The 12,313-nt window shown below is 41.4% G+C and carries 11 protein-coding genes and 2 pseudogenes; 8 read left to right on the top strand and 5 right to left on the bottom strand.

The window, feature by feature from the left end; genetic code table 11:
- Window positions 1–14: 14 nt before the first annotated feature.
- From radC to YWE_RS0119545, 3 genes are all read right to left on the bottom strand, one after another.
- On the bottom strand, window positions 15–467 hold the full coding sequence (radC, locus tag YWE_RS0119555) for a RadC family protein (RefSeq protein WP_036015996.1): 453 nt from the start codon (window positions 465–467) through the stop codon (window positions 15–17).
- A gap of 101 nt (window positions 468–568) precedes the next feature.
- Window positions 569–1,390 (bottom strand): DUF932 domain-containing protein, encoded by an 822-nt coding sequence (locus YWE_RS0119550; RefSeq protein WP_029096041.1) that lies wholly within the window; start codon window positions 1,388–1,390, stop codon window positions 569–571.
- Window positions 1,391–1,458: 68 nt separating this feature from the next.
- The gene (locus YWE_RS0119545; RefSeq protein WP_029096040.1) at window positions 1,459–2,430 is read right to left on the bottom strand and encodes a hypothetical protein; all 972 of its coding nucleotides are present in this window, start codon (window positions 2,428–2,430) and stop codon (window positions 1,459–1,461) included.
- Window positions 2,431–2,970: 540 nt separating this feature from the next.
- On the opposite strand from YWE_RS0119545, the gene YWE_RS0119540 reads away from it, so the two are divergent.
- From YWE_RS0119540 to YWE_RS30150, 7 genes and pseudogenes are all read left to right on the top strand, one after another.
- The gene (locus tag YWE_RS0119540) at window positions 2,971–3,582 is read left to right on the top strand and encodes an inovirus Gp2 family protein (protein ID WP_029096039.1); all 612 of its coding nucleotides are present in this window, start codon (window positions 2,971–2,973) and stop codon (window positions 3,580–3,582) included.
- Window positions 3,583–3,727: 145 nt separating this feature from the next.
- A complete protein-coding gene (locus YWE_RS0119535) occupies window positions 3,728–3,943 on the top strand; it encodes a helix-turn-helix transcriptional regulator (RefSeq protein WP_029096038.1) in 216 nt (71 codons plus the stop codon).
- A 129-nt stretch (window positions 3,944–4,072) separates the two neighbouring features.
- Window positions 4,073–4,453, top strand: coding sequence for a putative zinc ribbon protein (locus YWE_RS0119530; RefSeq protein WP_029096037.1), 381 nt, complete (start codon window positions 4,073–4,075; stop codon window positions 4,451–4,453).
- 55 nt (window positions 4,454–4,508) lie between these two features.
- Window positions 4,509–4,691 (top strand): annotated as a pseudogene (locus YWE_RS30585) (IS66 family transposase); the annotation flags it as partial.
- Between the two features lie 191 nt (window positions 4,692–4,882).
- Window positions 4,883–5,231: pseudogene (locus tag YWE_RS31520) on the top strand (IS21 family transposase); the annotation flags it as partial.
- A gap of 500 nt (window positions 5,232–5,731) precedes the next feature.
- Window positions 5,732–8,434 (top strand): autotransporter outer membrane beta-barrel domain-containing protein, encoded by a 2,703-nt coding sequence (locus YWE_RS29165; protein WP_029096034.1) that lies wholly within the window; start codon window positions 5,732–5,734, stop codon window positions 8,432–8,434.
- A gap of 318 nt (window positions 8,435–8,752) precedes the next feature.
- Entirely contained in the window at window positions 8,753–9,028 is a 276-nt protein-coding gene (locus tag YWE_RS30150) for a transposase (RefSeq protein WP_084167138.1), read from the top strand.
- A 1,127-nt stretch (window positions 9,029–10,155) separates the two neighbouring features.
- On the opposite strand, the gene YWE_RS31515 is transcribed toward YWE_RS30150, so the two are convergent.
- Both YWE_RS31515 and YWE_RS30575 read right to left on the bottom strand, forming a co-directional pair.
- The gene (locus YWE_RS31515) at window positions 10,156–10,617 is read right to left on the bottom strand and encodes a hypothetical protein (RefSeq protein WP_051323451.1); all 462 of its coding nucleotides are present in this window, start codon (window positions 10,615–10,617) and stop codon (window positions 10,156–10,158) included.
- Window positions 10,618–10,790: 173 nt separating this feature from the next.
- On the bottom strand, window positions 10,791–10,967 hold the full coding sequence (locus tag YWE_RS30575) for a hypothetical protein (RefSeq protein WP_154661429.1): 177 nt from the start codon (window positions 10,965–10,967) through the stop codon (window positions 10,791–10,793).
- A 1,081-nt stretch (window positions 10,968–12,048) separates the two neighbouring features.
- Between YWE_RS30575 and YWE_RS27915 the strand changes: the two genes are divergently transcribed.
- On the top strand, window positions 12,049–12,313 hold a 265-nt coding region (locus YWE_RS27915), incomplete at its 3' end, for a hypothetical protein (protein WP_036016588.1).

The raw sequence follows: 12,313 nt of genomic DNA, 5'->3' as shown, positions 1-12,313 counted from the left end.
GCTGGTGGCTTGAGCTATAACCAGCCCCGTTCAGCAAACGACACCTGTTCGCCATGACCCATGACAATGTGGTCTAAGACTTTTACGTCAACCAACGATAAGGCCTCTTTTAACTTTTGGGTTATTGTCTTGTCAGCTTGACTGGGCTCAGCTATTCCCGAGGGATGGGAATGCGCCAAAATCGTCGCCGCTGCATTATGGTACAGGGCCAGCTTAACGATTTCTCGTGGGTAGACGGACACTTCATTAATGGTGCCCATAAAGAGGGTTTCACGGGCAATCAACCGGTGCTGATTATCCAAATACAGGACAAGAAAGACCTCTTTTTCAGTTGGCTCTAGCTGTAACCGAAGGTAATCTTGCGTCTGTTGTGATGAGGTCAACGAATAGGGTTTGGCTTTGAGTTGCTTATCTAACAGCTGTAAAGCCATCGTAATGATGCGCTGCTCGCGCTGAATATAGGGCATGGCGATGTTCTCACGGTGAAAGAGAGTTAGGCCGCAAATAGATGGGGTACTGACGGGTACCCGAACCGGCCTAGAAGAGATTGAACGTGAACCCCGTTCAGTCAGGCTAAATGTTGTCGCATATTCTCAGCCATCACCCATAAAGCTCGGTTGAGTTTGATATCACCATCAATACCATTAATCGCTCGCGTTCGGGCTCGCTTCCCTTTCGCCGTGCGTCCTGATAGCCCACCTTTAATTAAATTCTCCTGAGAACGCTGAAAAATTGTCCAAAGGTCATCTTTTTTGTCCTCCCAACGCCTGGGCATCAGAATTTGTTCTTCCGTCACTGGATGATACTCTTCGCCATAGCGGTAGGTTAAGGCAGCATGGGCAAAGGCGTGTTGTGCGGGCCGTGAGAGCGTGATACCTTGCATGGCTTCCCGTTGTTCCTCAACTTGGTCAAAAATACCTAATACTTCGTAAGCACCTTCAATCACACGGTCAACGACAGGCCCAAGATGTGGTACTCTAACCTCACCGAAGGTGTCACCGCAGACCAGGCCATTGGTGCAAATTTGGCGGAAAAAACCAGGAAGCATTTGGTAACTGCTCGAGCCATCATGACTATTGAGCAGGATTATCTCAGGGACTTCTTTTCCTAATATTTGGTCTTCACGGCGTAGCCTAATTAGATGTTTTGTATGGTCTTGTTTATCCAGATTGCGAACGCGAGTCTGGCAGGCAAAGAAGGGCTGAAAGCCTTCTTTGCGCAGGTTATCTAATAAGGTGATGGTAGGAATATAGCTGTATCGGGCACTTCTGGAGTGATGTTTTTCTTCCGAGAAAATGCTGGGAACATGGTGGGCTAATTCATCGTTGGTTAATGGTCGGTCACGACGAATAAGGTTTACTGAACCAAAACGTGAGGCTAAGCGGGTCATATAAAGCTCCATAAAAAAGACACGATTGATATTTCGTATCAGTGATATAGAGCTGAAATTTCATCTAGTTAAAACTTCATTTTTATAACTTTTTCGTCAAGGAATATTTTCATATTTGTTATGTTGATTGCTAAACAAGGATCAAGGACAAAGGATTTATTGATATAGAGTAATGGCGCTTTTTTCTTTTTCTTTTTCTTGTTGTTCTCATCCGTCATAATTTTTTTATATTTATTAGTCTCTTCTTCTTTATCCTTAAATTCTTTTTGAAGTTGTTCTTCATGGTTGATTTCATAACGACTCATCCCTAGAAAGTAAGCTCCAGATGCTTTACGATTGAGAGCCCCTATACACGTTATTTTCGAATGTTTTTTTGTGTTCCAACCATGACAGGCAACATCAAAAAAACTTTCATATTTAATGTTCAAGAAATCTAAAAAATGAAAATCACAAAGAGAATATGTACTTTTAGTTATGGGGTGATTACTCAGTTTTAGCTTTATACTAAAATACCCTTTGGTTTTACCATTATTGGAACATGACTTTTTAGATATGATTACCTCATGACAAATAACAAGGCAATAATCTATATTCTCACTATAATGAGAGAGGATATATACTAAGTTACTAGCAAGCATATCTAATGGGGTAAGTTTAAAATTTAAACCTACTGTTTCCATTATAAGGTAACAGATATCACTCTTTTCTTTTGGAGTAAACTCATTAATATCTAAACGTAGTTCTTTTTCATAAAAAGTTGAACGATAGAATTTCTTTTTTTCTCCTTTTTCTCCTTTTTCTTTTGAATTAAAAAATGAACCAACTCTAAGCGTACTATTAAAGTATTCATCTTTCCGCTCTTTTCTTGAACTAATCAAAGATTCAATGAGGATGTTATTTTCGCTTTCCCTAATCATATAGTCATAAACAATAGATTGAATGATTTTTGATTTGCTAATGTTAGATTTAGACTCTAAATCCAAAATAAAATCATAAGTAAGATCCGTGAAGTTTGTTGTTATCCTATTTTTTGACGCCATCAATATCCCCCCCTCTTTAGTGCTGCACCTTTATGAGTTAGGCGATAGTGCTGCACCTTTGCGATTATGTGATTAACCATAGACTTTTTCTAGAAGCATAGTGAACAAATAAATTTAGGCCATCTATAGTCAGTCAGTAATTAAATACTGATTTTATCAGAGAAGATTACTACAAAATGAATAAAACCACACAAGATAATGACTTAACTTCAGAGTGATTCTGATTGGGGTTACTTGTGTTGTATTACCCATGCATCGAGTGATAGCAAAGCTTCACCCTACAGGCTGTCTGAAGATAAGTAAATATTCACTGTTGGTTTATATATTATGTTTATCCTCGCATTTAACTATTATCTGAAACCTCACATTTAATGATTAGTCAGTTATAGCCAAATCATAGTCATAACTTAGTCATAGCCCAGTCACTACTACGGTACATAGAAACTGACTTTAGTAGTCTTCCTCTATATCTCCATCGTGTTAAGTAAAAAGTTACTTGCTATCCCATAGCTATGAAACCAACTAACAAGAGCAAGAAAAATGAAACTAAACATGAATCATGGATTATTAAACAAATATCACTTAAACCGCTTTGAAGAAGTCATTCAACGTACATTAAAGGATACGTCCAGAGTGATGGCCTTTAGGCTTGATTTAAGATTACCTGATGGGGCGTTAGATATAGATAAAGACTCTGCTGTGATTACTCGTTTCTTTGCATCATTAAGAGCTCAAATTAAAGCTCATGAACTACGCAACAAAAAGCGAGGAATACGGGTTTATCCCTGTAATTTACAATATCTGTGGGTACGGGAGTTTGGATTAGAAAAGAATAAAAAGCATTACCACCTTTTAATCTTGGTAAATAAGGATGCCTATTACAGCCCTGGTGACATTAGTGGCAAGTTAGATACCAAGAGAGGGGTTCTGACTTTAATGGCTATTAAAGCCTGGTTACGCGCTTTAAAGCTTAGTGATGAGTCATATCGGTCGTTAGTTTATTTGCCTTCTGCTTACTATCACTTAAAGAAACAAGAGGGGCTTAATTCTCAGGTATATCGTGACCTGATTTACCACACCAGTTATATGGCAAAGCTTGCTACTAAAAGCAGTGAAGATGGAGAACGTAATTTTGGCTGTAGTCAGAAGTAGTTATGGGCAAATCGATAAAAGTATTTTCTTACTAACCAACAGATTGTTATGACGGAGTAAGCAGCAATCAACTGATTAATCAAAATGTATCAGTCAGAGCTACCTGCTCTTGTCTTTCATTAACTTAAAGACAGAGAGAAATGTCATGAACAATCTGAATACAATACCCGACCTGATGAACGATAAATTAGTCGATATGGTCTTTATTACTGAGTTTACTGGTTTAACGGATAAATGGTTCTATAAGCTGATGAGTGAAGGTCAGTTTCCTAAACCAATAAAGATGGGACGTAGTTCCCGCTGGCTAGAAAGCGAAGTAAAAAGCTGGTTAATGGTCCGTATTACTGAATCACGTAGCTAAGACAGTCTGAACGCTTAAGTCCCTCCTCGTGCTTTAACGCCCCTTATTTCCCCCAAATAATAACTTTCCATCACTGCGTCAGTATGCGTAGCGCTTGCTGCTGTGTGCAGTTTGGGGAAGGAGAATACCATGCGAATGTTAAAAGTCTTTGTGGCTTGCAATGTNATGAATCAAATTATTTCGGCTGCTAGAAATCCACCGGCAAATGAATCACCTTATTTTTGTCGGTTTTGCGGGTGCTTATTAATACTCCATAACAATAATCTCAGCGAGANACCGTGGTTTGAACATGATCAGAAGAGCATTCCTATAGAACGTTTACGTCTTTGTACTTATTTTGACCCAGAAGTAAAACACAATGAACAGCAGGAGGAATTACGCCATATGGTAAAGAAACAGATGAAACCGGTTCTAGTGACTCAGTGGCTTTGTCTTCTGTGTGGTAAAGAACACTTAGGTGCTAAATGTTGCCAAGCCTGTGGTACCGATATTTACTGTAAAGAGATTTAACGTGTAATTTACTCGCATTAATCGCAATTATTCAGACAACGTCGATTGGTAAGCAATCGATAGATATGGGCAAATGATCCTGCTGGCTAAAAAAATAAAAATTTATGCCCGGCAAAACGTGGAGCTGAGTCGTTCAGTGTTGTCTGGCTGGGTAGATGCCTGCTGTCGTCTGCTATCACCGCGGGAACAAGCCCCGCAGCAATATGTACTGGCCGATGGCAAGCTTCATGCCGACGATGGTGGCAGGCTGGGTGGCCGCCACCATGATGTACCTGAGATGGAAGAAACCTGCCTACTGCCATCCGTCAACCGGCATTGAGGAGGCATGACCTCAATTTAGGCTCAGGCTCGGAACTTGGGAACCTGACACGTCGATGTTAAGGGAGAATCCAGTGCTGGAGAGGAGTGCTGTGCCGTCATCTTCGTCGCTCTGTCATGGAGGCGTCCAACTACATCTACGTCAATGCCTGTGAAGGACAGAATATGGCATCCTGGCTCAACGCCAACAGTCGGTGCCTGCGCTTTCTGTGCAGAGTTCCTGAACTGTTGATCCCCGATAACCTCAAAAGTGGGGTTAACAAAGCCGATCGCTAAGAACCCGTGAACAACACGAGTTACCAAGCTCTGGCAGAGCATTATAAAACAGAGGTCCTATAAACCAGAGGATAAGGCCAAAGCTGAAGTGGGTGTGCTCATCGTGGAACGCTGGATACTGGCACGACTATGTCACGAACACTTCTACACATTGTCCAGCCTTAACATCCGGTTAACCACTTTATAGCTTTTTCTCACGAGATTGAATTATCTAAATATTGGACGTCATTTTACTTAGATAATTCATATCTCAACCACATTGCTCTTTAACGAAACAACGCATTTAATTATCTATTGAAAAGCAGTAAATTAGAGTTAAATACGAGGGATAAACCAAAAAATAAAACATAAAGTCTAAAAAAACACTTAAGGTTATATTAAATAATTAAATGGCAAGCTTGCATTAATTTTAAAATTAGCATGTATAATAGTCAGTACTTAAAAGCAACTTGTTTACAGTATTTCTCGACTCCACATTGGGTCAAGCTAAATTCGATTTCTAAGAAGATATTGACCTAAACCCATCGAGTCATGTGGCACAACAAGCTGGCGATGATAAAGATTAAGTAATACAACGGCTATCATGTAGAGCAGCAAATATAACTTCTGATTTTGTTCTGATGTCACGCTATGACTATCCAGTAGGAAACAAGATTGTTTACAAATCGTAAAGGAATATACATCATGAATAACATGAAGATGATGGCATTAAGTACAAGCCTTATGCTGACAGCCACTGTGGGTGCAACGCCCGTCCCTGCTACCAATAAAGTCACTGCTCCCAATGAATTAATTGCCAGCAACGGAATGGTCAATGTTGTCGATAGCTCGGCTATTGCTGCGCTCAATACTCATAACTTTATTTATTCCGGGTATGTTAGCGTAACGCAGACGTTGAATACGCCGGTAAACAAATACGGTGTCGGCATTAGTATTTTTAATAGTATTATGCAGTTAGGAAAAACGGACGTTGTCATCAACTTTGCTGACGGAGCAACCGGTAGCAGCTATATTTCTGCCGTCAGATTAAAAAATGGGAGCACCGGCTCTCTTCCCGCGGCGTTAGCCCAAACAGTGACGGCTGAATTTGGTGCTGGTTCGACCTTTATCATCAATGGCAATAATCATGTTGAGTTAATTGGAATTGATATTGAGGCTGGCCTATATACTCCGGCATTATTGCTACCAGATATGACCGCTTTTTTAAACGAAAATACGACGGTGACGTTAAATAAAGCAGGTAACAGTTCAGTCGGTTTATATTCTTATATTTCCGGCGGTAAAATTAAAACTAAAGATGGTTTACTGGTCAACGTTAACACCGACAATCATTCAACCGTTTATGGTATTCGAGCTCAGGGGATTTCGACACCGACTACCGTCGGTGGCGTGGTGGAACTCGAGGGTACTTCGACGATTAACATTGTTAATGGCGGTACCGGTTCTACCGGTATTCTTGCTCATCAAATCGGTGGGAAAGTGACCGCTTTAAAGCGGGTCACGATTAATAATACCACCACCGACAGCACCGCTATGCTGTACGGCCTGTGGGCAAGCAAGGGCGTGATTGATTTTAGCGGACCGACCGCCATTACGCTTGACGGGGGGGATGCGAACTCTTCTGCCATTGCAGCCACCTCAGCAGGAACAGTGACCTTGACCGGCGCTATGGTTAATGCGGGTAACGGCAGGGCATTTTATGCCAGCGGTCAGGACAGCGTTTTAACTGGCAATGCCGCTCAATATAACGCTACTGGTACTATAATGTCCTCATCGAACGGCGTTATTGACCTGACCATGACCGAGGGTTCAACCTTCACCGGCACGTCCCTGTTTGGCACAACGCCCGGTACGACAAACTTGACGATGTCCGGAACGGGTAGTGTCTGGAATATGACTGGAGATTCAACGCTCTCTAACCTAACGTTGGATGGTGCAACCTTAAAGTACAACGATACCTCCACATTAAATCGTTCAACATTCACACCCAAGATGCTGACCATTGCAGGGAATTACGCCAGTAATGGGGGAACATTAGTACTCAATACAGTGCTTGAAGATGATACTTCTACTACGGATAAACTGGTCGTGAAAGGTGATACGTCAGGCCATACCAACGTGGTAATTACTAATATCGGTGGTAATGGTGCTCTAACGACGAATGGGATTGAGATTGTTCAAGTTCTGGGGAATTCTGTCGGCACCTTTAATAACAGTGGGCGTATTGTCGCCGGTGCGTTTGACTATTTTGTCCGTCCAGGGACAGCTATCAGCGGGGCTAACGCTAATAACTGGTATCTAATTTCAGATTATAGCCCTGTGATTCCACCCATTGAACCGATACCGGTAGTCCCTGAGTTGCCCGTGATTAAACCTATAGCACCTGAATCGCCAGCAGTACCAGTTATTAATGCTCCGGTGTACCGTCCAGAAGCCGGAAGTTATCTGGCTAACCAGTCAGCGGCGAATACCCTATTTATGACTCGCCTGCATGACCGTTTGGGTGAAACACAGTATACCGATGTACTCACTGGGGAACAAAAAGTCACCAGTCTGTGGATGCGTAATGTCGGTGGACATAACCGTTTTCGTGACGGGAGTGGACAGCTAAGAACCACCAGTAATCGTTATGTTCTCCAATTAGGGGGCGATATCGTCCAGTGGTCAAATAATGATTTAGATCGCCTACATCTTGGTGTGATGGCGGGTTATGGCAGCAATAACAGTAAAACCCAATCTAAAGTGACGGACTATGCCTCGAAGGGTAAAGTCGATGGTTACAGTGCGGGTGTTTACGGAACTTGGTATGCCAATGAAACCGATAAAACCGGTGTTTATGTTGATAGTTGGGTTTTATATAACTGGTTTGATAACGAAGTGAAAGGTGATTATTTAGGCACCGAAAACTATAAATCTCGAGGCGTAACCGCATCCCTTGAAGGTGGATACAGTTTTAAACTGGGACAACATGAACAGGCCAGTTACTGGTTACAACCTAAAGCTCAGGTGGTTTGGATGGGCGTCAGCGCCAATGACCGTCGGGAGAGCAATGGTACCGGGATTAAGCATGAAACTGACAATAATCTGATGACCCGTTTAGGTTTACGGGCTTATATGAACGGGCATAACCGGATTGATGACGGTAAAGACCGCACATTCCAGCCCTTTATCGAAGCGAACTGGATCTATAATACTGAAAATTATACCGTCAAAATGAATAACGTCAGCAACAGTCAGGCCGGGGCTAAAAATAGGGGTGAGTTAAAAGTCGGTGTGGAAGGACAACTTAATACTCGATTGAACGTGTGGGGTAATGTAGCACAACAAATGGGTGATAAGGGCTATAGTGATACACAGGCTATGTTGGGCGTCAAATATAGCTTCTAATTTTTTCAGATAGCGAGATGTTTTTTATAGTTTGAGATACCCGCATCCAGTCCAGCCCCGACAAGTATCGGGGCTTTTTTACATGCTTATTCATAATTCATTGTTGCTATGTTCACTATTCAGGTCGTACTGATAAAGCACACTATCAAGAAGGGAATAGACAATTATACGAGGCTATGCAGGCTGAATCGTAAGCGCCATTCGGTAATCCCCCAGAAAAACCTGAAATTCCTGACAATATAGTGGACGCTATCCATGAAATCATTAACTTCTGTTCGTAAAAAACACACTAATTATCCCGTTGAGTCCAAAATATAAATGGTCGAACTCTCACTTAAACAGGATGTATCGGTTGCCGAGTTGGCTCGTGAACACGGGATAAACGACAACTTATTGTTCAAGTGGCGTCAGTATTGGCGGGAGGGGATGCGTCGCTCTTCTCAACAATCTGATACCAATATGCCTGCATTGCTCCCAGTAACACTTGATGCTGAAATCAAGCAGGCTAGTTACCTTAATTGTGAGAAGATATACCTGTTCGCTTGCCATTTTGGCTGGAGCCTTCACCGCCTGCGGCTGGCAGTTTTGGTTTGACCCTCGCGGATCGCACCTACGGATACCCGTGGCTACGTTGTCCCCGACGCTTTACACCTCGAAATTACTCTCGACGCACAGTCGGATAGGGAACTGCTGGTGAGACAGCAGGTTTCTTCGCACTTATTACTATCGATTGGCTGAAACAATCACAGGAGCAGCCTCGTGTCGCACCACAATTTTAATTACAGTCTCAGCGGGAACCCTCTTACAACCTCTCGTTGTTTGATATCGATGATACAAATGCATCATAGTCTTTTTGTACACTTTTTTTCATGGCATTGATGTACATTGTTGGGATTCGATCTTCTCTGAAATCCGCATAAGCTAATGCGACAGCCTCTTTGGGTTGATTGAATTTTATTGTTACTGTCTTATTTCCATAATGAGATGCTATTTCACTAGATACGAGCTCAACCCCACCACTATCAGTCACCATCCATTTAGTATATGCATCAACTTTTTCTAACGTTAATAATTTATTTTTATCTTTATTTGCCTGTTCCAAATCAATTAATTTTTTACGATATTTATCCATGATTAATGAGCTTGATTCTATGACTTTCATACGACTTGCAATGTAATTAGTCATAATGGTGAATGTTCTATCTAGAGAACTAAAAGTAATATCATTGACATGTTCTAGATACCGTTCAGGTAAGCTACATGTATATGTCACAATGCTTCGCCCTCTAGCATCCTTCTCTTCTGACCATTTTCCGCGTTCACAATCCGTTCTTGTAGAAAAGGCTTTACCAATAGTCATTGACGTGTCAATCTCATAAAAGACACTGTCTTTGACTTTATTAATATTGCCTGAGTCGCATGANGCTAGTGTAATGGTAAGAATAATGGTTAGAACTATCCTGAAAAACCTGTCGATTATATTCATATTGAATTCCCTCTATATTTAGTGTTATTTTATTTGAAATGGTGGTGTGCGTAATTGAAACAATCATTACACAACGATATTTTTTTATTCTTGCAAGGTCACTATACTCACGATTCATATCGATTAAGTCGTTTATTGCTTAACGAAGTAAAGGTTGGATTTCAGAGAAATAGCATTATTACGATGCTTTATGCTTTTACCTGCTCAGTGAGTTTGTGTATTTATCACGAGGCAATTAATTGATAGGGGGAATATGAGCTATCCCTTTTATTAATAGTCTACTGTCCGCTTTAATAGTGCTAATTTTGCAGGAATGGCTTTGTATTTCAGCACCCAGCGAATTCATGACGCTAAAATAAGCGTCTTGTTTTCCTTGGTGTTTTTCATAAACAACAGCAATTGAGCCTTCAATATCATCACCAGTCCCTCTTAATATGTATGCGGTCACCCCAGTTGTGCTGTTCTTGGTCATCGTTTGCTGAGCTTCGCCAGATGGAATATCCAGCTTAATGACGGAGCCGCCCTCATCTGGATCATCAATCGCTTTAAACGAGATATAAACAGTATCGCTGCCATGGCTAAGCGTCATTTTCTCACCGCTTTCCAACGTACATTTTAGGTCATACTCTTCGTCAGCATAGACAGAAGCCGAAGCGAATAACGATGCCAGTAAGGCCGATATCATTAACGATTTCACTTTATATACTCCTTAAGTTTTCAGTAAAAGAAACTCTGATGTTACCAGCCCATTCAATGTCAGAATAAGGCCATTGAATGGACTATTTCTTTAACAGGTTGCGATAGTCACTATGTATCACGCTGTCGGAAACACTAGGAACAACAGCAGTAACACCGTGTTTTTCTCAGGTTTTACCAAATAATCAGTCCAAAACCGACCATAAATACCAGCATCATAAATAGCACACCTGCTATAAGGTAAATGGCGACTATTTTTTTCAGTTTGTCTTTTGTCATTTTAACCTCACCACGATGTTGTAAAATATCACCCCTGCGAGAGGATCGAATATCATCGATATCACGAACCATAACCAGAAAGAGCGCCCTCGTGATTGAGCACACAGCCCAATCACCACTGAAGCCCCAACCCAAAGTAAAAGAAGTACAATTGCCATAACTGTTACCTTAAAGATAATGAATGATAGTTTTCTAGAAGACATTGACCTTTAGCCTTGATCTGAAATGGTATGTTATCGGCATACCATGACGACAATGACATGGATNTAAATGCCATTAATCAGAATTATTCCGCGTGACGTTTTTCAAGTGACTGGAAATCGCCATGAATAATCTTGTGTTTTTGTAAGGCTTCNGGCATCACATTAATGCAATACGTGATGTAAAAGACGTTGAACATGAAGGTATAAAAGACGTTCATCTTGAGCTCAAATTTAAACGTCGTTAGCACGTAATGCTGTAACGCTATCTTTGCCTTAAAGGCCCAGACGATAAGAAGAACATTCGTGGCCAGCGATAACAGAAGAACCAGAATAACGACACTGTCGTAACCAGAGCCATATTCATCCACACCGATACTGACAATATTGCTCAATTGATTCGATAAACCAAAGCACACCGCAATCCAAATAATGAAGGAACCCTGAGAAAATTTATTATTTATCGTGTCAGTCATGATGCTTTGATTCTTGTAAAGCCACATCAGCGTATAAATCCCCCCAGAAACTAAACTGAGTAGAACAAAGCTCAACGTATTTGTCTTGAGCGCATTCTTTAATGTGGATATATCCTGCATCGTTATTCCTTACCGCATTTGCGGATAGATAAAATTGTTGACTGTTTAAACCTTGCAATTCAGGTTGTAAAAATGCCGCCTGTACTGATGCCATTTGTCATGTAACGTTAAAAAATACAAAAGAATACCGTCGCCTTATGACAAAGAAGGCTGCATAAATAGTGATGAAATTAAACTCACGATATTGGCTAGGTTAATGGCGACATTGAGCAATCTCCTTATGCGCTGACGCTAGGCCGCAATGATGTTCACTACAATATCAAAAGAGGCTGGAGGCATTGATCGTTTGTTACTATGGTTAAGCCGGTATTGATCGTCGAAAACGATGTGCGACAAGAAGTCGCCTGAAATATTGTTATGCAAAGCATCATCAATGACATAACCGGCTATTCCATTAGCCGTAACCTACTGGGACAAGCGTTGCTGGCAACGGCAGGGTTTGAAGCTCCCGGAACAACGTACCCTTGTGCTACGCACGATAATGCACTTGTGAGAGAACATTATTATCTGCAAGCATCATGCGGATTAGGGGCAAGGTTGGATGGTAAGGCTAACTCAAGTGAACTGTTGATAAACATCGTAACGGCGAAAGAGCCAAAGGTGCTGACAGGCTCTGACCAAA

Origin of the sequence: Budvicia aquatica DSM 5075 = ATCC 35567 (genome assembly GCF_000427805.1) — a bacterium.
GTDB classification, from domain to species: Bacteria; Pseudomonadota; Gammaproteobacteria; order Enterobacterales; family Enterobacteriaceae; genus Budvicia; species Budvicia aquatica.
Note: the sequence above shows the minus strand (reverse complement) of the source record. Positions and strands in the feature narration are given on the sequence as shown.